The organism is Microbacterium radiodurans, assembly GCF_008710705.1.
Taxonomy (GTDB): Bacteria; Actinomycetota; Actinomycetes; order Actinomycetales; family Microbacteriaceae; genus Microbacterium; species Microbacterium radiodurans.
Window position 1 is genome coordinate 549,138 of record NZ_VYRZ01000001.1, and the last position, 20,867, is coordinate 570,004.

The 20,867-nt window shown below is 71.0% G+C and carries 16 protein-coding genes; 7 read left to right on the plus strand and 9 right to left on the minus strand.

All coding sequences use genetic code 11. The features are described from left to right. Positions 1-87: 87 nt before the first annotated feature. Positions 88-1,059, minus strand: a complete 972-nt coding sequence (locus F6B42_RS02660) for an NAD-dependent epimerase/dehydratase family protein (protein ID WP_150418037.1) — start codon at positions 1,057-1,059, stop codon at positions 88-90. A 149-nt stretch (positions 1,060-1,208) separates the two neighbouring features. On the opposite strand from F6B42_RS02660, the gene F6B42_RS02665 reads away from it, so the two are divergent. Next, complete coding sequence (locus F6B42_RS02665; protein ID WP_150418038.1) at positions 1,209-1,982, plus strand: MBL fold metallo-hydrolase; 774 nt, start codon at positions 1,209-1,211, stop codon at positions 1,980-1,982. Positions 1,983-2,014: 32 nt separating this feature from the next. Here the strand turns inward: F6B42_RS02665 and F6B42_RS02670 are convergent, their stop codons facing one another. The 3 genes from F6B42_RS02670 to F6B42_RS02680 are packed head-to-tail and all read right to left on the minus strand — an operon-like array spanning position 2,015 to position 4,102. Further along, positions 2,015-2,737 carry an alpha/beta fold hydrolase gene (locus F6B42_RS02670; RefSeq protein ID WP_150418039.1) on the minus strand — a complete coding sequence of 241 codons (723 nt, stop codon included), beginning with the start codon at positions 2,735-2,737 and terminating at the stop codon, positions 2,015-2,017. Positions 2,738-2,765: 28 nt separating this feature from the next. Further along, the gene (locus F6B42_RS02675) at positions 2,766-3,755 is read right to left on the minus strand and encodes a pirin family protein (protein ID WP_223878299.1); all 990 of its coding nucleotides are present in this window, start codon (positions 3,753-3,755) and stop codon (positions 2,766-2,768) included. Next, entirely contained in the window at positions 3,752-4,102 is a 351-nt protein-coding gene (locus tag F6B42_RS02680) for a GNAT family N-acetyltransferase (RefSeq protein ID WP_150418040.1), read from the minus strand. The genes F6B42_RS02675 and F6B42_RS02680 overlap by 4 nt, the downstream gene beginning before the upstream one ends. A 145-nt stretch (positions 4,103-4,247) precedes the next feature. Between F6B42_RS02680 and F6B42_RS02685 the strand changes: the two genes are divergently transcribed. The 4 genes from F6B42_RS02685 (at position 4,248) to recQ (ending at position 10,902) form a co-directional block, all read left to right on the plus strand. After that, a complete protein-coding gene (locus tag F6B42_RS02685) occupies positions 4,248-5,495 on the plus strand; it encodes a glycoside hydrolase family 3 N-terminal domain-containing protein (RefSeq protein ID WP_223878300.1) in 1,248 nt (415 codons plus the stop codon). 52 nt (positions 5,496-5,547) lie between these two features. Continuing rightward, complete coding sequence (locus F6B42_RS02690; protein WP_150418041.1) at positions 5,548-8,127, plus strand: DEAD/DEAH box helicase; 2,580 nt, start codon at positions 5,548-5,550, stop codon at positions 8,125-8,127. 77 nt (positions 8,128-8,204) lie between these two features. Continuing rightward, a complete protein-coding gene (locus tag F6B42_RS02695; protein WP_150418042.1) occupies positions 8,205-8,741 on the plus strand; it encodes a DUF1697 domain-containing protein in 537 nt (178 codons plus the stop codon). A gap of 61 nt (positions 8,742-8,802) precedes the next feature. Next, positions 8,803-10,902, plus strand: coding sequence for a DNA helicase RecQ (gene recQ, locus F6B42_RS02700; protein ID WP_150418043.1), 2,100 nt, complete (start codon positions 8,803-8,805; stop codon positions 10,900-10,902). 54 nt (positions 10,903-10,956) lie between these two features. Here recQ and F6B42_RS02705 read toward each other — a convergent pair whose 3' ends face one another. Beyond that, complete coding sequence (locus F6B42_RS02705) at positions 10,957-12,261, minus strand: TetR/AcrR family transcriptional regulator (RefSeq protein ID WP_150418044.1); 1,305 nt, start codon at positions 12,259-12,261, stop codon at positions 10,957-10,959. 125 nt (positions 12,262-12,386) lie between these two features. On the opposite strand from F6B42_RS02705, the gene F6B42_RS02710 reads away from it, so the two are divergent. Beyond that, complete coding sequence (locus F6B42_RS02710; protein WP_150418045.1) at positions 12,387-14,141, plus strand: glycoside hydrolase family 3 protein; 1,755 nt, start codon at positions 12,387-12,389, stop codon at positions 14,139-14,141. A 96-nt stretch (positions 14,142-14,237) separates the two neighbouring features. Here F6B42_RS02710 and F6B42_RS02715 read toward each other — a convergent pair whose 3' ends face one another. The 4 genes from F6B42_RS02715 to F6B42_RS02730 are packed head-to-tail and all read right to left on the minus strand — an operon-like array spanning position 14,238 to position 19,606. Further along, positions 14,238-15,158, minus strand: coding sequence for a carbohydrate ABC transporter permease (locus F6B42_RS02715; RefSeq protein WP_150418046.1), 921 nt, complete (start codon positions 15,156-15,158; stop codon positions 14,238-14,240). Then, complete coding sequence (locus tag F6B42_RS02720) at positions 15,158-16,087, minus strand: carbohydrate ABC transporter permease (protein WP_150418047.1); 930 nt, start codon at positions 16,085-16,087, stop codon at positions 15,158-15,160. The genes F6B42_RS02715 and F6B42_RS02720 overlap by 1 nt, the downstream gene beginning before the upstream one ends. 1 nt (position 16,088) lies before the next feature. Beyond that, the gene (locus F6B42_RS02725; RefSeq protein WP_150418048.1) at positions 16,089-17,372 is read right to left on the minus strand and encodes an ABC transporter substrate-binding protein; all 1,284 of its coding nucleotides are present in this window, start codon (positions 17,370-17,372) and stop codon (positions 16,089-16,091) included. A gap of 35 nt (positions 17,373-17,407) precedes the next feature. Next, entirely contained in the window at positions 17,408-19,606 is a 2,199-nt protein-coding gene (locus tag F6B42_RS02730; RefSeq protein WP_150418049.1) for an alpha-galactosidase, read from the minus strand. 110 nt (positions 19,607-19,716) lie between these two features. On the opposite strand from F6B42_RS02730, the gene F6B42_RS02735 reads away from it, so the two are divergent. Beyond that, the gene (locus F6B42_RS02735; RefSeq protein WP_223878301.1) at positions 19,717-20,832 is read left to right on the plus strand and encodes an ROK family transcriptional regulator; all 1,116 of its coding nucleotides are present in this window, start codon (positions 19,717-19,719) and stop codon (positions 20,830-20,832) included. Positions 20,833-20,867: the final 35 nt, after the last annotated feature.

Sequence of the window (20,867 nt, forward strand, 5' to 3'; positions counted from 1 at the left end):
TGATCCCGCCTCCGCGGGAGCGCGCGGGGCGTCCGGACGTCGGTTCGGACGCCCCGTTCGTCGTGGCGGCGAGCCCGAACGCCCGCGTCACACGACGATCGGCCGCGGGACGACGACGTCTCCGCTGTCGATGACCGAGCGCAACCCGGTCAGGATCGCCTCCTCCGGTCGGTACGCCGGGAGATAGCCGAGCACGCGCTCGGACTTCTCGATCGACAGCACGTGGTTGCGGTGCAGGTGACCCCAGCTCGCGTCCGCGAACTCGTTCGTGGTCCCCGCCCGGAACGTGTCCCACCCCACCGACTCGAGGTGCGCCTGCTGTCCGAACCAGCCGGCGGCGATGTGCGCGAAGCCGGTCACGTTGAGTGCGGTCGCCGCGACGGCGTGGAAGTCCTCGCCTGCCGCCGCGTCACGCTGCTCGAGGGCGAGCTGGAAGAGCTGCGCGACGTCGTCGGCGTGCACGTGGTGCATGTACTCGGCGCCGCTTCCCGGTATCCGCAGGATCTCGCCCGCGGCGAGCGTCGACCAGGCGCGCGGGTCGAGGTTGCCGAGGGGGCCGATGGGCGCCCAACCGGGTCCCGAGATGTGACCGGGGTGGATCGACGTGGTCGTGAGGCCCCCGGCGGCGGTCTCGGCCTTCAGAAGCTGCGCGATTGCCTCCTTCTGTTCGCCGTACTCGTCGATGGCGGGCGTCCCCTCGCCCTCCGCGATCGGGGCGAACAGCGCCGGACCGTACCGCCAGAGCGACCCGCAGTGCAGCAGGTGCGCAACCTCGCCGCGGATCCCGTCGACGAGGGCACGCGCCGAGTCGGTGGTGAAGCAGAGGAGGTCGACCACGGCATCCGGTCGCAGGTCGGCGACGCGGCGTGCGAACACGCCGTTGCTGTCCTCCTGTGCGCGGTCGGCGGTGACCTGCTCGACCTCGCGCCACTCGACGGCATCGGTGTACGACGTGCGCGTACCCCGCGTGATGTTCACGACCTCGTGACCCGCTCGAACGAGGCGGGGCACCAGGAAGGTTCCGATGTGACCACTGCCACCGACCACGACGACTCTCATGCGACCCTCTTCCCCGCGGCCCGCACCATCCGACCGACGCCACCACGCTAGAGCGCGCGCCGTCGTCGGAACACGCACTGGCGCCGAGCGGAGGGACGTGCTTCGCGTGGATCGGGCCCGAGGGCCGACGGGCATGAGAGCATCGCGTCATGAGGATCACCCAGGTGCGCAACGCGACGGTGTTGATCGAGTTCGCCGGGTTGATGGAGTTCGCCGGGCTCCGCGTGCTCGTCGATCCGATGCTGGGGGCGAAGGGCTCGCAGCCGGGCTTCCTCGGCGTGCGGCGCAATCCGCTCGTGGATCTCCCCGTGCCGCTCGACGACCTGGTCCACCCGGATGTCGTGGTCGTCACGCACACGCATCCCGATCACTGGGATGCCGCGGCCGCCGCGCTCCTGCCGCGTGACGTTCCCATGCTCGTGCAGCACGCGGGTGATCGGCAGATCCTCCTCGATGCCGGTTTCGAGGACGTCACCGTCCTGAACCCGTCCCACATCGTCTCCGGGACGACTTTCACCCGCACCGGCGGCCAGCACGGGTCGGACGAGACGCTCGCCGCACGACCGGGCCTCGGCGAGGTGATGGGCGTGGTCATCGGGCGCCCCGGCGAGAGGACCGTCTACATCGCGGGAGACACCGTCCTGACCGGCGCGGTCGAGGATGCCGTGTCGACGCACCGCCCCGATGTGATCGTGCTGAACACGGGCGAAGCCGTCCTCCCCGGGCTGGACCCGATCCTCATGGGAGCCGACGACGTCGTCAGCGTCAACGCGCTCGCGCCGGCGGCCACCCTCGTCGCCGTTCACATGGAGGCCCTCGATCACTGCACCGTCACCCGGGCGCACGTGCGCGAGACGGCTGCGGCGCACGGCATCTCGGGAGTCGTCCTCGTTCCCGAGGACGGCGAGACGCTCGAGGTCTGACCCTCCCGTCGGGGCGACGCGCCCGGCCTGCGTCAGAGCGCGCTCTCGATGAGCCGCCAGGTCAGCTCCGGGTTCTCGAGGAACATGGCGTGCCCCAGCGAGTCCTCGCGGACCACGCGCCACCCTGCGGCCTCGAGCTGCGAGGGCAGCGGATCGGGAACGACGTAGCGGGCGTCGCCCGAGAGGATGACGGTGGACTCGGCTGTCTGCCGCACGACGGCGAACGGGTGCGTTCCGACATCCTGGAGCACCGCCAGCGCCATGCGACGATCCCAGCGGGTCTGCGCCGTGCGCTCGACCTCGCGGCGCTCGGGTGTGAGAGCGGGCGTCCGGATCCCGCGGCTCTGCGCCGCCGCGAAGAGGGGGATCGTCCAGCGTGCGCGGCGGACGAGGAACCCGCCGAGACCGCGGTCGGGAAGGGCGAGCTTGAAGCCGGGATCGAGGTAGACCGCGCGCCGCGGCCCCAGGCGGCCGACGGCGCGCGCGACGACGGCGCCGCCGAGCGAGTGCGAGACGACGGCGTGCAGGCCGCGGGGCAGCGTGTCGACGAGGTCGTCAGCGAACTCCTCGAGCGAGTAGCCCGGGGCGCGCGCCGAGCGACCGTGACCACGGAGGTCGACGGCCGTCAACGTGTACCGCCCGGTCGCGTCCGCGATCCCGAGGAGCTCCTCCCACACGGTCGCATCGTTGCCGAGCCCGTGCACGAACGCGACATGCTCCGGTCCCGAGCCTGCGCTCTCGACGTGCAGCTTCATGCTTCGACTCCGTTCGAATGCCTCGAGGTCAGACGCGTCGGCGGCGCGGCGTCAGCCGCACGTGGGGGAGCGGCGGGGCCGGAATGCGCTCGTCGCCGTGCCCGACGACATGGCCGAAGCGATCGGATGCCGCCTCCCACGCATCACGCGCGACCTCGATCTCGTCGTGGCTGCGGCCGACGAAGTTCCACCACATGACGATCTCGTCGCCGAACGGCTCGCCGCCGAGAAGGAACACGGTCGTGTCCTCGTCACCCGCGGCGAGGCGGACCCCGCCTCGCCTGTCGCCGAGGTAGACCAGGGCGCCGGGGGCGACGGCATCCGCGCCTGCGTCGTCCGCGTCGTCGGTCTCCACCCGGATGGAACCGAACACGGGCACGAGGGCGTGCTCCCATGCCGGGTCGAGAGGAAGGTCGACGGTGGAGCCCGCCGGCATCCGGATCTCCGCCCCGACGATCGGCGTGTGCATGGTCGCGGGCGAGCGCGTGCCGCCGAGCGAACCGACGACCACCGTCGCCTCCGCGCCTGCGCCGAACGCGAGGACGGGCAAGTCGTCGTGCCGTTCGAAGGCGGCGGCGCCGTGACGCCGTCCCTCCGGCAGAGCCACCCACAGCTGGAGTGCGTCCAGCGGGATCGGCTCGTCACCGACCGAGTACTCGGAGTGGGCGATCCCCGCGCCGCTGGTCATGATGTTGAGCGCCCCGCGCTCGATGACGACGTCGCTGCCGAGGGTGTCGCGGTGATGCACCTCTCCGGCGAGCGGCCAGGTCACCGTCTGCAGGCCGATGTGCGGGTGCGGCTCGACCCGCATCCGCGTGCGCTGCGGACCGAACCGGTCGAGGAAGCACCACGCCCCGACGAGCGGCAGGTCGCGCTGGGGCAGGAAGCGGTGCACCGACATCGCCCGCACCCCGCCGAGAGGAACCTCGCGCGCCTCGAGCGTGAGCGTGCGCGGCCCGGGCGAGCCGTCGCCGGGATCCTCGTCGACCGGTGCCGCCTCGGCGTCGAAGCGCGTCACGCCGAGGGCTCTCCCGTGTTCGGCGCCTCGGCAGCCGCGGGGGCGTCCTCGTCGCGCCAGTCGATCTGCAGTCCGGCGACCTCGTTCTCGCGCAGGTACTTCACGATGAACGGGCACTCGGGCACGACGATCTCGCCGCGCTGCGCGACGTCCGCGAGCGCGTCGGCGGCCAGCGCCTTGCCGAGCCCGCGTCCCGAGAACGCATTGTCGACCACCGTGTGATCGAAGACGAGCCGGTCGCGGCTGTCGCGGCGGAAGCCGGCGAAGCCGGCCGGGACGTCGTCCACGAACAGGTCGTAGCGGTTCTTCTCGTCGTTCCGGGTGACGGTGTGTGCAGCATCGGCCATCGGTCTGCTCCTCTCGCTTGTCTCCACCGTAGGCGTCGCCCGAATCGTTGCGCCAGGGCGTGCAGAACTCCGTCGATTCTGCTCCGCGCCGACCGGGCGGATGCAACCCGGTGCGCGGCGCGGCCGATCGGGCGACGATGGAGCGATGAGGATGATGCGCACCGGCTCGCTGCGCCGCCGACCGCCGCGCGGCCGATCCCGGCGCAGCCGATCGCCGCGCGTGGGCAGCGCCCTCGCGATCGGCCTCCTCGCGGCGGCGCTCGTCGCGGGGTGCGCCCCCGAGCCGGCGCCGTCCGGGACGTCCGACCCGGACCCGACGCCGTCGCAGGCCGCCACGAGCACCCCGACACCGACCCCGACCCCGACTCGGAACGCGGCCGACGAGCTCGGCGCCGCCGTATGCGTCGGTCAGCTGTTCATGGTCGGCACCGAGGTCGACGCGCTCACCCCCGAGGCCGTCGCTGCCGTGCGCGACCGGGGCGTCGGCGGGCTCTTCCTGCACGGCCGATCCACCGCGGGGGTGGCGGCGACCGCCGCGCTTGTCGAGCAGGTCCGCACGCTGGTGCCGGCGGCATCCCCTCGGCTGTGGGTCGCGACCGATCAGGAGGGCGGCGAGGTGCAGGTGCTCCGCGGGCCCGGCTTCGACGACATCCCGTTCGCGATCCGTCAGGCCGATCTCGGCCCCGAGGCGCTGCGCAGCGCGGCGGCGACGTGGGGCGGGCAGCTCGCGGCGGCGGGGATCGACGTCGACCTGGCACCCGTCGCCGACATCGTCACGAGCGCGGACGTCCGCTTCGACAACGCGCCGATCGGCGCCCTCGGGCGGCAGTACGGCTACGACGAGGCGACCGTCGCGGCGGATGCCGGGGCCTTCGCCGCCGGCATGCGCGATGCCGGCGTGATCCCGACGTTCAAGCACTTCCCCGGGCTCGGCCGCGTGCAGGCGAACACCGACTACTCCGCCGACGTCGTGGACACGACGGTGGGTCCGGACTCGCCGGACGTCGACGTGTACCGAACGCTGACGGCATCCGGGCCCGCGCTCGTCATGGTGGGCACCGCGCACTACGCGAACATCGATCCCGACAACCCGGCCGCGTTCTCGCCCGCGGTGCTCGATCTGTTGCGCGAGCGCGTCGGCTTCGACGGCGTGGTCATCACCGACGACCTGTCGGCGGCCGCGGCAGCCGAGGTGCTGAGCCCCGGCGACCGGGCGGTCTCGGCCATCGCCGCAGGCGCCGACATCGTGCTCGCCTCGGCCGACCCGACGGTGCTGCCGGCGATGCACGACGCCGTCGCGGGCCGTGTGCAGTCCGACGCGGCCTTCGCGCAGCGGGTGCTCGGCTCGTGCGAGCGGGTGCTCGAGGCGAAAGAGGCGGGCGTGCGGGGCTGACCGCCGCCGGCAGTGCCGCCGCCGGCCGACGCGGGTAAGGCAGACTCGAGGGATGACCGCTGCGCCGCTGCTCGACCTCATCGGGCCGGAGCCCTCCGACGACGCGATCTACGACGCGTTCACGGCCTGGGCCGACGGGCGCGGTCTCACCCTCTACCCGGCGCAGGACGAAGCCGTCATCGAGCTCGTCTCGGGCGCGAACGTCGTGCTCGCCACTCCGACGGGCACGGGCAAGTCGCTCGTCGCGGTCGCGGCGCACGCGGCATCCATCGCCCGCGGCGGACGCACGTATTACACCGCTCCCATCAAGGCGCTCGTGAGCGAGAAGTTCTTCGCCCTCGTCGAGATCTTCGGCGCCGACAAGGTCGGCATGGTCACGGGCGACTCGTCGGTCAATCCCGAGGCGCCGATCGTCTGCTGCACCGCCGAGATCCTCGCGAACCTCGCCCTCCGTCAGGGCGCCGACGCCGACGTCGACCAGGTCGTCATGGACGAGTTCCACTTCTACGGCGACCCCGATCGCGGCTGGGCCTGGCAGGTTCCGCTGCTGACCCTGCCGCGCGCGCAGTTCCTGCTCATGTCGGCCACGCTCGGCGACGTCACCGACCTCGCGGACGACCTCTCACGTCGTACGGGACGGCGGACGGCCCTGGTCACGGGCGTCGAGCGCCCCGTGCCGCTGCACTTCTCGTACGAGCGGCGTCCGGTGCACGACGTCCTCGAGCGCCTGCTCGAGGAGCGCGAGACGCCGGTCTACATCGTGCACTTCTCGCAGGCCGCCGCCCTCGAACGCGCCCAAGCGCTGTCGAGCGTGAAGATCACGACACGCGAGCAGCGGGACGCCATCGCCGAGGCGATCGGCGGCTTCCGCTTCACGACCGGCTTCGGCAAGACCCTGTCGCGCCTCGTGCGCGCCGGCATCGGCGTGCACCACGCCGGGATGCTGCCGCGCTACCGGCGCCTCGTCGAGACGCTCGCGCAGCGCGGCCTGCTGAAGGTCATCTGCGGCACCGACACGCTGGGGGTGGGCATCAACGTGCCCATCCGCACGGTGGTCATCACGGCGCTGTCGAAATACGACGGAACCCGGATGCGGCAGCTCACCGCCCGTGAATTCCATCAGGTCGCGGGTCGTGCGGGCCGGGCCGGTTTCGACCCGCACGGCAACGTCGTCGTCATGGCTCCGGAGTGGGAGATCGAGAACGCCGTCGCGCTCGCCAAGGCGGGCGACGATGCGGCCAAGCGTAAGAAGATCGTGCGCAAGAAGGCGCCGACCGGGGTGGTCAATTGGGGCGAGGGATCGTTCGAACGGCTCATCGACGCGCAGCCGGAGCCCCTGACGCCGCAGCTCCAGCTCAGCGCGGCGATGCTGCTCAACGTCATCGGCCGCGGAGGCGACGTGTTCGGCAACGTCCGGTCGCTCGTCTTCGACAACCACGAGCCCCGGGCGCGGAAGTACGCCCTCGCCCGCCGCGCCCTCGCCATCTTCCGCACCCTGGTCGCCGCCGGCATCGTCGAGATCGTCCGCCCCGCTTCGCCCGCGCCCTCCGTCGAGTCGCCACGGAATGTGGATGCGGCGGGTGCGGCATCCGCGATTTCTGGCGAGTCGACGATCAGGCTCACGGTCGACCTGCAGCCGAACTTCGCGCTCAACCAGCCGCTGTCGCCGTTCGCGCTCGCGGCGATCGAGCTGCTCTCTCCCGATGACGCCGAGACGGGCACCGGGCACTACGCGCTCGATGTCGTGAGCGTGATCGAGGCGACGCTCGACGACCCTCGCGCGATCCTGTCGCAGCAGGAGTACAAAGCCCGCGGTGAAGCGGTCGGCGCGATGAAGCGGGACGGCATCGAGTACGACGAGCGGATGGCGCTGCTCGAGGAGATCACCTGGCCGAAGCCCCTCGCCGACCTGCTCGCCCAGGCGTTCGAGACGTTCGCGTCGAGCCAGCCGTGGGTGCGCGACTTCGAGCTGTCGCCGAAGTCGGTGGTGCGCGACATGTTCGAGCGGGCGATGTCGTTCGGCGAGTTCGTGTCGTTCTACCAACTGGGTCGCAGCGAGGGTCTCGTGCTGCGCTATCTGAGCGACGCGTACCGGGCGATCCGGCAGACGGTGCCGGCCGAGGCGCGCACCGACGACCTCATGGACCTCATCGAGTGGCTGGGCGAGCTCGTCCGTCAGGTCGACTCGAGCCTCGTCGACGAGTGGGAGGCGCTGGCGAACCCGACCGACGACCCGGACGCTCCGGTGGTGCCGCCCGCACCGCCGTCGATCCTGACGAACCGTCGCGCCTTCACGGTGCTCGTGCGCAACGAGCTCTTCCGCCGCGTGCAGCTGGCCGCGCTGCAGGACGACGAGGCGCTCGAGGCGCTCGACCCCGAGGTCGACTGGCCCGCGGTGCTCGACCGCTACTACGACGACCACAACGTGGTGCTGACCGGCGGTCCGGCGCGCTCGCCGTCGCTGTGCGTCATCGACGAGTCGTCGACGGATGCCGGTGTCTGGCGCGTCGAGCAGATCATCGACGACCCCGCGGGCGACCACGACTGGCGCATCCGCGCCGAGGTCGACCTCGAGGCGTCTGTCGAGGCGGGCACCGCCGTCGCGCGGGTGATCGAGGTCGTCCGGCTCTGAGGGGTCGGCGGCGGGTGCGGCCCGCGGCGGCGCCGGATGGCGGCGGCGATGTGGGCGGGTGGCGGCATGATGGGCGCGTGGCCACACATCTCGGGTTCCTGCGGGCGATCAACCTCGGCGCGACGCGCGTCTTCCCGAAGGACGACATCCGCCGCGTGACCGAGGTCGCCGGGTTCGAGAACGTGCAGACGCACATCAATTCCGGAAACATCCGCTTCGACACCCGGATGCGCGCCCGTGCCCGGATCGAGCACGCGATCGAGCGCGCCTACGCCGCCGATCGGGGCTTCGACGTGCCGACGATCACCTTCCGCGCCGACGAGTTCGCCGCGCTCGCCGCCGACGCGGCGGCGCTGAGCGACGAGAACCCCGGGCTCGCTCGCCACTACGTCTACCTGCTCAAGGACGAGCTCGACGCCGAGACGTCGGAGCTCGTCGAGGCGCGGACGACCGATGCCGGGCGCATGATCGTCCGTGGCCGCGCCGTCCATGCACTGCTCCAGCCCGGCTATCAGGACGGCGTCGTCGACCCTCTCGGCGCCGCGAGACTGCTCGGCGTCGCCACGAACCGCAATCTCACCGTCGTGCGCACCCTCGCCGAGAAGTGGTGCTGAGCAGGCCGTCCCTGTGAGCTCGCGAGGCGGATTGTCGGATGCCGCGGCTATCGTGAATCGGGTGAGTCGAGAGCAGCCGTCCTGGGAATCCGACCCGTACGCCGACCTCGACTGGAACCCCGACGACGTTCCGCCGCCCGAGGACTTCGACGCGCCGCCGCCACCCGAGTTCGACGGATACGGCGCCGCGGTGGCGCGCGCCACGCGCGACCGGGCGGGGTCGGATGCCGGCGGCTCGGCCCCTGCCGGCTCGTACGCCACCGCGCGACGCACCGCCCGTCCGAACGCGAGCGCGGTGGCGGCGGCGCCGGCATCCGTCCTCTCGCTCGAGCGTCGCGACTTCACGAACGCCGATCCGCGCACCGTGCTGAAAGAGGTCTTCGGCTACGACGACTTCCGCGGCGATCAGGGCGACATCGTCGCCCACGTGGTCGGCGGCGGCGACGCGGTCGTGCTGATGCCCACCGGCGGCGGCAAGTCGATCACGTACCAGGTTCCCGCGCTCGTGCGTCCCGGCACGGGGCTCGTCGTCAGCCCGCTCATCGCGCTCATGCACGATCAGGTCGATGCCCTGATCGCCAACGGCGTGCGGGCGGCCTACCTCAACTCGACCCAATCGCCGGCCGAGCGCGCGGGCGTCGAGCAGGCCTACCTCTCGGGCGAGCTCGACCTGCTCTACGTCGCCCCCGAGCGTCTGAGCGTGCCTCAGACGACGCAGCTGCTCCAGCGGGGCGCCCTGAGCGTCATCGCGATCGACGAAGCGCACTGCGTGTCGCAGTGGGGTCACGACTTCCGGCCCGACTACCTCGCGCTGGGCGACCTCGACGAGCGGTTCCCGGGCGTTCCGCGCATGGCACTGACGGCGACCGCCACACGGGCGACCCATCAGGAGCTGACCGAGCGCCTGCGTCTGCCGCAGGCCCGGCACTTCGTCGCGAGCTTCGACCGCCCGAACATCCAGTACCGCATCGAGCCCAAGGTCGACCCGCGTCGTCAGCTCGTCACGTTCATCCGCTCGATGCCCGAGGGCTCGGCCGGCATCGTCTACGCGCTCAGCCGCAAGTCGGTCGAGCAGACCGCCGACTTCCTCGCCGCGCAGGGGCTCGACGCCCTGCCGTACCACGCGGGCCTGCCGGCCGAGATGCGCGCGAAGCATCAGTCGCGCTTCCTCCGCGAGGACGGCGTCGTCATGGTCGCCACCATCGCGTTCGGCATGGGCATCGACAAGCCCGACGTGCGTTTCGTCGCCCACATCGACCTGCCGAAGTCGGTCGAAGGGTACTACCAGGAGACCGGACGCGCGGGTCGCGACGGCGAGGCGTCGATCGCGTGGATGGCCTACGGTCTCGGCGACGTCGTGCAGCAGCGCCGCCTCATCGACCAGAGCCCCGGCGACCGCACCTTCAAGATGCGCATGGGTCAGCACCTCGACGCGATGCTCGCGCTGTGCGAGACGGTCGCGTGCCGGCGCCAGAACCTGCTCGGGTACTTCGGTCAGGAATCCGAGCCCTGCGGCAACTGCGACACCTGCCTCACGCCGCCCGACACGTGGGATGGTCTCGTCCCCGCGCAGAAGCTCCTCTCGACGATCGTGCGCCTGCAGCGCGAGCGCAACCAGTCGTTCGGCGCGGGACACCTCGTCGACATCCTGCGCGGCGCCTCGACCGAGCGCATCCGGCAGCAGCGCCACGACGAGCTCGCGACGTACGGGCTCGGCTCCGACCTGTCGGATCAGGACTGGCGCAGCGTCATCCGTCAGCTGCTCGCCCGCGGCATCCTCGTCGCGCGCGGCGAGTACGGCGTGCTCGCGGTCGGCGATGCCGGGGCGCCCGTGCTCAAAGGCGAGGCCGCCGTGCCGCTCCGCCGCGACGTGCTCGGCCGCGGCTCGAGCAGCGGCGGCTCGCGGGTGCGCAAGGCGGCCGCCGCCGAGCAGGTCGCCGAGGGCGATCGCGACCTGTTCGAGGCGCTGCGTGCGTGGCGCGCCGAGCAGGCCCGGGAGCAGGGGGTGCCCGCGTACATCGTGTTCGGCGACGCCACGCTCCGTGCGCTCGCCGATCGCCGGCCGCGCTCGGCCGCCGACCTCGAGGGCATCACCGGCATCGGCGCCAAGAAGCGCGAGGCATACGGCGACGCGGTCCTGGCCGTCGTGGCATCCCACTGAACACGCCCACCCCACCCGTCCAGCTCGCGAGTCGATCGACGTCGCGCGAATCCATCAGGGCAGCACGTCGGCGAGGTGCGCGGCCAGGTGCGCGGCGACGTCGACGGCGTCGTTGTCGTAGAGCCATTGGTACTGCAGGCCCTCCCAGAGCGCGAGCAGCCAGATCGCCTCGACCGCCGGATCGCGATGCGCTGACAGGATGCCGTCGGCCTGCGCGACCCGGAACAGCTCCGCGATCCCGTCCATCGCCCGCTCGAACCGATCGCGGAAGTAGTCGTGCGCGGGGTGGGCGTCCGGGATCGCCTCGCAGCTCAGCACCGCGTAGACCTCGATGAGTCCGGGTTCGTTCCGTGCGTTGTACGACGCGCCCGCGGACATCGCCCGCAGCTGCGACGCGGCATCCGCTTCGGCGACGGCCTCCGCCGTGATCGAGATGCGCGTGTCGCGTTCGAGGAGGACCGCGCGCAGCAGGTCCTCCTTGGTCGGATAGTGGTGCATCAGCGCCGACTTGGACGCACCCACAGCCGAGGCGATGTCGCGCAGGCTCGTGTCGATGTAGCCCTGGGTCGCGAAGAGCGCCATCGCGTCCGTGACGATGCGCTCGCGCCGGCGCCGTCCCACCCGATACCCCTCGGGCGGCGCCGCGATCCCGGGTGCGAGCGTCCAGCGGGGTTCGACGATCGAGCCGGGCTCCCGGCGCGGCGCCGTCGCGGGATCGACCCAGCGCGGCTGCCTTCGGAGGTGCTCCGCGTGCGTCGCGAGCGCGGCGGCGACGTCGACCCGATCGGGCAGGTACAGGCGCATGACCTGCAGGCCGTCCCACGCCGCGGAGATCCGGATGCTCTCGTCGCGCGGATCGCGGTCGGTGTGGACGGCGCCTGCGGCGGCGAACTCCCGCATCGACCGGGTCGCCAGCTCGCGCAGGCGCGCGTACCGCGCGGCCATCGGTCCGTGCGCGGGATGCGTGCGCGCGCATGCCTCGCCGCTGAGTGCCGCGAAGAGCTCGAGGTAGCCCGGTGTCCGTTCGTTCCGGGCGGCGAGGGCTGCGAGCGGCAGCTCGGCGCCGTCCGCCCCGGCGGGCACCAGCGCCTCGTTCTCGGCTTCGAAGGCTGCGACGATCTCGGCGAGCAGCTGCTCTTTCGAGGCGTAGTGCTTCCGGAGCCCCGGGTGGCTGATCCCGGCCTCGCCCGCGATGTCGCGAAGCGACGTCGTGCGGTAGCCGCGCTCGACGAAAAGCGTCCGGGCGGAGTCGAGGATGCGCGTGCGCGTGAGCTCTGCCCGCGCGCTGCGCGTCCGGCCCGGGGTCCGGCCCGGGGTGTCGGGGGTCGGCGTCCGCGCCGTCGATGCCGCTGTGGCCACGCCGTCCTCCTCGATGTCAGTCTAGGCCGTCGGGTTTCCGATCGGACGGATTTCAGTTACGGAGCGGTCGGTTTTGCGCGTACCATCGGTCGCACCGGCGAGGAAGCCGGCATCAGAGGAGTGACATGACCACCGAACGCCCCTGGCTCGACACGAGCCTTCCCGTCGCCGACCGTGTCGAGCTGCTCCTGGCCGAGATGACCGTGGAGGAGAAGGCGGGGCTCTTCTTCCAGACGATGATCGCCCTGGGGCCGGACGGCGAGCTCTCCGACGGCGACGCGGCCTTCGGCCTGCCCTCGACTGCCGAGTACGTGAACGAGCGGCACATGACCCACTTCAATCTGCTCGGGGCCGCGCCGACCGCCGGCACGATCGCGCGGTGGCACAACCGGCTGCAGGAGCTGGCGGCATCCACCCGTCTCGGCATCCCGGTGACGATCTCGACCGATCCGCGCCACTCGTTCACCGACAACCCGGGCGCGGCGATGCTGGCCGGGCCGTTCTCGCAGTGGCCCGATGCGCTCGGCCTCGCCGCGACGCGGGATGAGGAGCTGGTGCGCCGTTTCGGCGACATCGCCCGCCGGGAGTACCTGTCCGTCGGCATCCGGGTCGCGCTGCACCCGCAGGTCGATCTCGCGACCGAGCCGCGGTGGGCGCGCCAGCTGCAGACCTTCGGCGAGGACGCGGAGCTGTCGGCCCGCATGGGAGCGGCGTACATCCGGGGGTTCCAGGGCGACGAGCTCGGCGCCGAGTCGGTCGCGGCGATGGTCAAGCACTTTCCGGGGGGCGGCCCGCAGCAGGACGGCGAGGACCCCCATTTCGCCTACGGCCGCGAGCAGGTGTATCCGGGAGACGCGTTCGAGCTGCACCTCGAGCCGTTCGCCGCGGCGTTCGAGGCAGGTGTCAGCCAGGTCATGCCCTATTACGGGATGCCGGTGGGCACCGAGTACGAGGAGGTCGGCTTCGGCTTCAACAGATCGGTGCTCACGGGTCTGCTGCGCGAGCGCTTCGGTTTCGACGGCATCGTCTGCACCGACTGGGGCCTCGTGACCGACAGCGAGATCCTGGGAACAACGTTCCCTGCCCGCGCGTGGGGTGTCGAGCACCTCACGCCGGCGGAGCGCATGGCGAAGATCCTCGATGCCGGAGCCGACCAGTTCGGCGGCGAGAAGTGCACCGAGATCCTGCTGCAGCTCGTCGCCGAGGGAGTGGTGACCGAGGAGCGCCTCGACGTCTCCGCGCGCCGGCTGCTGCGCGAGAAGTTCGTGCTCGGGCTGTTCGACGCCCCGTACGTCGACGCCGATGCAGCCGACGACATCGCGGGTTCGGCGGAGTTCCGGGCGGCGGGGGATGCGGCGCAGCGCGCCTCGATCACGGTGCTGCAGTCGTCGTCCGCCCTGCCGTTCGAGCGCGGCGCGAAGCTGTACGTCGAGGGCGTCGACCCCGAGGTCGCCGCCCGATACGGACAGGTCGTGGCCACGCCCGACGAAGCAGACCTCGCGGTGCTGCGGCTCCAGGCGCCGTACGAGGAGCGGGGCTCGGCGTTCGAGAACTTCTTCCACGCCGGATCGCTCGATTTCGCGGCCGACGTCATCGCGCACGTGGCCGAGGTCGCTGCGGCGGTCCCGACCGTCGTCGACGTCTACCTCGACCGGCCCGCGATCCTCGGCCCGATCGTCGAGACCGGCGCGGCCGTCCTCGGCAACTGGGGCGCGAGCGCGGCGGCGCTGCTCGACGTGCTGAGCGGCACCGCGCGGGCCGAGGGGCGGCTCCCGTTCGACATCCCCCGGTCGATGGCGGCGGTCGCGGCATCCCGGCCCGACGTCCCGTTCGACACCGAGGACCCGCTGTTCCGGTTCGGCCACGGCGTGGCGCTGTAGCCGGCGCAGGAGATACGGCGGAGGCAGGACGTTCCCGAGGGATTCGTCCTGCCTCCGCCGTTTCGCCGGGCTTCGCCGGCGCCCCGGCCGTCCGGCCTATTTGATCGAGCCGCGCATGACCCCGGAGATGACCCAGCGCTGCGAGAAGATGTAGACGATCAGCAGCGGCGCCATGGCCATGAGGTACGAGGCGAAAGCGACGGTGTAGTCGGTGTTGTACTGCCCCTGGAACACGTACTGCGCGAGCGACAGCGTCCGGTCCGACGGCGAGGTCAGCACGACGAGCGGCATGATGAAGTCGTTCCACGCCCAGACGCACGTGAGGATGCCGACCGTGGCGTTCATGGGCATGAGCAGGGGGAAGATGATCTGCCGGAACACCCGCCAGGTCGACGCCCCGTCCATCCGCGCCGCTTCCTCGAGCTCGATGGGGATCGAGCGGATGAAGGCCGTGTAGATGAAGATGTTCAGGCTCAGCCCGTAGATCGTGTACAGGACGATCATGCCCGCGGGGTTGTCGAGCCCCAGGATCGAGGTCTGCTTCACGAGCGGCAGCATGATGATCGGGAACGGGATGAACAGCGCCGCGAGCAGGTAGTAGAAGACGCCCTTGAAGAACGGCCGGTGGATGTTGCGCGCCAGCGCGTAGGCGACCAGCGAGCTCGTGAAGAGCGTGAACACGACCGAGCCGACGGTGATGATCGCCGTGTTCATCAGGGCCTGCGGGAAGTCCGTGCGTTCCCACGCGATCGCGAAGTTGCCCCAGTTGATCGGCCACGGGAGCTCGAACCCGGTGCCGCCGCTGAGCTGGCCCGGTGTCTTCAGCGCGACGGCGACCGCGAGGTAGAGCGGGATGATGACCGTCAGCGAGCACACCGCGATGAGCGCGGTGGCCCACCAGTTGGTGCGGCGGGTGTCGTTCTCGGCGTCGCCGTCGCCGCGCCGACGGCGACGGGGGAGGACGACCGCGGTCGTCGATTCGGCGGTTTCGATCGGGGTGGTGACGGAGCTGGACATCAGAAGTCGGCCTCTCTGCGCTGAAGGACCCGGAATTGGAGGAGCGAGACGATCGTGATGACGATGAAGAAGATCACCGCGTTGGCCGTCTGGTAGGCGAATTCGCCACCGGTGAAACCGCCGCGGAATATCAGCATCGTCACGGATTCGGTGGAGGTCCCGGGCCCGCCGTTGGTGAGGGCGATGATCGGGTCGAAGACCTGCAGGAAGCCCTTCAGGCTCAGCACGACGTTGATCGTGAAGAACGCGCTGATGAGCGGGAAGGTGATCGAACGGAACTGACGCGCCGCGGTCGCGCCGTCGATGGATGCCGCCTCGTAGATGTCGGCCGGGATGGTCTGCAGCCCCGCGAGGTAGATGATGATCGAGAAGGCGCAGGCCTGCCAGACGGCGAGCACGACGACCGCCGTCCACGCCCAGTCGGGGTTCGTGAGGATGTTGTCGCGGAAGAGCGGGATGCCCGACAGAATCTTCGGCAGCGAGTTCGAGAACAGGAACTGGAAGACGTAGCCGACCACCAGCACCGCGAGGATGTACGGCACGAAGTAGACGCCCCGCCAGAAGTTCCGTGCCCGGATCTTCGCGTTCAGCCCCAGCGCGATGGCGAGCGAGATGGCGTTGGTGAGCACCGTCGCGACGATCGCGAAGAGGAACGAGAACTCGTAGGCCTCGAGCACGCGGTCGTCGCGGAAGATGTTCGCGTAGTTCGCGATGCCGACGAAGTCCCACGTGCCGTACCCGGCGTAGTTCGTGAAGCTGAAGAAGATGCCGATGACGACCGGGACGGTGTGGAACGCCGCGAAGGCGATCACGGCCGGCCAGACGAACCAGTAGTAGGCGCGCGGTGCGAGCGTCTTCCGGCGCCGCTCGGCCGGGCGGGTGCGCGAGATCGAACGGGTGCGTTCGTCGGACGCGGTGAGCGTGGCCATCTCAGTCCTCCGTCGGAGTGATCGTGCGAGCGGCGACCTTGCGCCACTCGTTGTCGAGCGTGCGGAGCGCCCCGTCGGCGTCGTCGTCGTACAGGAACTGCTGCACGACTCCGACGAGCGGGATGGCGGTGGGCACCTGATGGTCGATGAAGCCGGTGATGCGGCTGTCGTCGAAGTACGGCGCCACCGACTGCAGGGCCGGGTCGTCGCTGAGCGTCGCGCCCTGGACCGACGGCACCATGGTCTGGGATGCGGCGAACCGCTCGATCACCTCGGGCTGGAAGAGGTAGTCGATGAAGCGGAGCGCCTCCTCCTTGTGCGGGGTGTTGCGCGCCATGGTGACCGTGACGTCGACGCCCGATACCAGCATCCGATCGGCCGGGTCCTCGGGCACGGGGTACGGGAAGATCGCCGCGTCGATGTCGGGGTTCACCGCCTTGACCGGGCTGAGCGCCCAGATGCCCTGGAGCATCATGGCCGCGCCGCCCTGGGCGAACAGCGAGGTGCTGTCGTCGTACGACGCTCCGCGGTAGCCGTCCTGCGAGTAGGAGAAGAGCTGGGCCTGACGCGCCATCGCGTTCGGAAAGTCCTTCTCGAACGACACCGATGCGTCCGGCCCGACGTTCTCGCCCTCCGTGCGCATCTCGTCGAAGAAACCGTCCTGGCTGTAATAGGCGCCGATGCCGTTCCACGACGGCATCGCCGTCCAGTTCTCGGCGAGCGAGGTCGAGAACGGCGTGATGCCGCGCTCGACGAGCAGGTCGCACAGCGCGATGAGCTCGTCCCACGTCTCGGGGGCCTCGAGACCCTGCTCGTCGAAGATCGCGCGGTTGTAGATGATGCCGTTGGCGTTGTTGACGTATCCCAGGCTGTTGACCTCGCCGGGGGCGTTCCCGAGCTGCGCGAGGATGTCCTGCACTCCGGGGTTGATCGTCTCCAGCACCGGCTCGTCGCTGAAGTCGTAGAACACCCCGGCTTCGGCGAGCTTGCCGAAGTTGCCGTTGGCGTTCAGGGTGATGACGTCGGGCGTCCGGTCCTTCACCAGGAGGGTGCGGATGAGGGTCTCGGAGTCCGCGACCTGGTTCTGCACCACCCGGATGTCGGGATTCTCGGCCTCGAAGTCCGCGATGATCCGGTCGAAGTCCTCGAGGGCCTCGCCCTTGAACTGGAAGAAGTCGAGCGTTGTCACCCCGTTCGAGGGGTTCGCCGCGCAGCCGCCCGTCGCGATCGCCAGCCCGGCGAGGCCGACGACCGCTGCGGCGGCGCGAAGGAATCGATATCTCATGAGTGCGCCTCCTCGCGCTGATGGGGATGCCGCGTCTATGCGGCAGGTGTCTCTTCGGATTCGGCCGCGGTGATCTCGACCACCACGGACTGCTGCGGGTTCTGAACGGGCGGGCGAACGCCGACGACGCCGAGCTGGCGTCCGGTCAGGACGGTGTCGTGGTGCGCCCAGACGAGCGGCGACTGCGCCGGCTGCTCGACGATGCCGCCCGGGGTGACGAGGCGGACGCGGTACTCGCGGTCATCGTCCAGGCCCGGGAAGCGGACGCGGCCGGTGGGCGAGGAGATGAGCGTCTGCGTCTGCGAGATCGTGAAGAACGCGGCATCCCGATCCGCCGACACGACGCCGCGCACGTCGAGGCCCGGGTCGGCGACGTCGGTGTTCACGAGCGTGCCCGAGGCGACCAGCGGGCGGACCCGCTTCGAGAGCGCGACCCAGGCGCCGACGGCCGCGGCATCCTCGTCCGAGAGCGTCGTGACGTCCCACTCGATCCCGAAGTGTCCGAACAGGGCCACGGCGCCGCTCATCGCGAGCGAGACGGTGCGGCCGGTCGAGTGCACGTGCGGAGTGGTGAGGTGCATGCCCATCATCTCGGGCGGCACCACCAGTGCGGTGTAGCGCTGGTTCTCGAGGCGCTCGACGGGGTCGAGGCAGTCGCTCGTCCAGATGCGATCGGTGCGGTCGAGGATGCCGAGGTCGACCCGGGCCCCGCCCGAAGCGCAGCTCTCGATCTCGAGACCGGGATGCGTCGCCTTCAGCTCGTCGATGAGGCGGTACACCGCGAGGGTGTGCGCGTGCACCTGACGCGCCCCGCCGGGACCCGACGAGGCGTCGAGGAGGTCGCGGTTGTGGTCCCACTTGATGTACGAGATCGGGTATTCGTCGACGATCGCGTGGATCCGCTCGGCGAGGTACGCGTACGCGCCGGGATGCGCGAGGTTCAGCACCTGCTGCTGGCGTGCCGACGGCGGCAGCTCGATGCGTCCGCGGAACAGCCACTCGGGGTGCTCGCGCGCGAGGTCGCTCTCGGGATTGACCATCTCGGGCTCGAACCACAGTCCGAACTCGATGCCGAGCCCGGTGACGTGATCGGCGAGCGGGTGCAGGCCTTCGGGCCACACCGTGCCATCGACGTACCAGTCGCCGAGGCCCGCGGTGTCGTCGCGACGGCCGTGGAACCAGCCGTCGTCGAGGACGTATCGCTCGACACCCAGCCGCGCGGCGGCGTCGGCGAGCTGCATCAGCTTATCGAGCGAGTGGTCGAAGTAGACCGCTTCCCATGTGTTGAGGGTCACGGGGCGGGGGCGGGTGGGATGCTGCGGGCGTGCGCGCCACTCCTGGTGGAACCGCGCCGCGAGGGCATCGAGTCCGTCGCCCCAGGAGCCGAGAAGATCGGGCGAGGCGACCGACGCGCCTGGAGCCAGGATGATCTCGCCGGGCGCGTAGAGCTCGCCGCCGGAGAGGAAGACCTCGCCCGTGGTGCCGCGCTCGGCGAGCACGCGCTGATTGCCGCTCCAGGCGAGGTGGATGCCGTGGACGCGGCCGTGTTCGAAGCCGAAGCCCGGACGACCCGCCGCCAGCAGCAGAGTCGCATCGGCGCCCGGGCGACCGCGGCGGCTCTCGCGCAGGTGGGTGCCGAAGGTCAGGTCGTGGCGCTGCGACGACCGTTCGCGGAGGTGCCGACCCGTCGTGTCGAGAATCTCGGTCGCGTCCCAGGGGAGGGGCAGGAGCGCCTGCAGCGCCTGCACGGTGTACGGCGTCTCGCCGGTGTTGCGCAGGGTCGAGCGGCTCCGCACCAGGCCCGAGGTGCCGACGGAGAGCTCGATGAGCAGGGCGAGGCCGGATTCCTCGTCGACGAGCTCGAGCTCGAGGGCCGACGTGGTCGATCGTGCTTCGTCGAGCACGAGGAGGACGCTGACGCCCTCGCCGTCCCGGTGGCCTTCGACCGCCGGAGTACCGAGCCAGCCGGCGGCCTCGGTGGGGACGAGCGTCAGCTGCGCGGTCCGGTCGAGGCCGCCCGAGACGCGTTGCTGGCGCGCGGCGGCGGCGAGCGAGGACAGTGCGCGGTCGGAGGTCTCGCCGAGGTCCTCGCCCCAGTGCACGATCGCCGGGTTCGGCTGCGCGGCGAGGTCGACCACGACGCTCGTGCCGCCGTTGCGCAGGTGCACGACCGGCGTCGTGGCCGGCGAGACGAGCGATGCGGAGTGAGGGACGTCGTTGTCGATGTCGAGCATGGGTTAGTTCTATCACGGAAATAAAGGACGGACAATAGTCGGCTGGGGTCGGTCTGGCCCTCGATTCCGGCCGGAGTTCGTGCCAGGATGGAACAAACGTCAGGAGCATGATGAGCGACAGCGAGGCCGCACTCGCCCGTGCCGTGCTGATCCACGGACCGCTGTCGCGGCGCGACCTCACCGCTCGGCTCGGGCTGTCGGCGGCGAGCCTGACGCGACTCGCGAAGCCCCTCCTCGACAGCGGCCTGCTCATCGAACTCGACGACGTCGCCGATGGGTCGATCGGCCGCCCCTCGCGGCCGCTCGACATCGCACCGGACGCAGGACGATTCGTCGGCATCAAGCTCACCGGCGACCAGCTCGTCGCGGTGGGCACCGACATCCGGGCCGAACCCGTCGCAGCCCTCGAGCGCACGCTGACCGACCGCTCGCCCGATGCCGTCTCGGCGGCGATCGTCGATGCGGTGGGCGCCCTCGATCTGCCCGGAATCGTGGGCGTCGGCATCAGCCTGGGCGGCAACGTCCGTGACGGGGTCGTCCGGTACGCCGACTTCCTCGGCTGGGGCGAGGTCGATCTCGCCGGGCGGCTCGAGCCGGCGCTGGGGGTGCCCGTCACGGTCGAGAACGACCTCGTGGCTCTGACCGAGGCCGAGCGGTGGTTCGGAGCGGGGCGGGGCCTGCCCGGCTTCACCACGATCACGATCGGCGCAGGAGTCGGCTACGGCCTCGTCGTCGCCGGCGAGGTCGTGCGGACGGCCGACGCCTCGGTCGGGACGGGCGGGCACATCCCTCTCGATCCCTACGGGCCGCTGTGCTCGGGCGGTCATCGCGGATGCGCCCAGGCGATGCTGTCGTCGGGGTCGATCACGGCTCAGGTCTCCGCCGCGCTCGGTCGCCCCGTCGGCTATGCCGAGACGCTCGCTCTCGCGGCCGACGGCGAGGCTGTCGCGCGCTCCGTCGTCGCCGGTGCCGGACGGGCTCTCGGGCGGTTCATCGCGCTCGCCGCCAACCTGTCTCTGCAGTCCACCGTCGTGCTGGCGGGCGAGGGCATCGGCCTCTTCGGCGTGGCGGAGGCGGAGGTGCGCGCCGAGATCTCGGCCGGTCGCGACCCCGAGGCGACCCCGGTCGACATCCACGTCGACGACAGCGGCTTCCGTGCGTGGGCGCGCGGCGCGGCGGCGGTCGCCGTTCAGGCCGCGATGGCCCGCATGCAGTCCGCCCGCTGACGGCCGCCCGGCAGCGCGATGTAGCCCGGGCACAA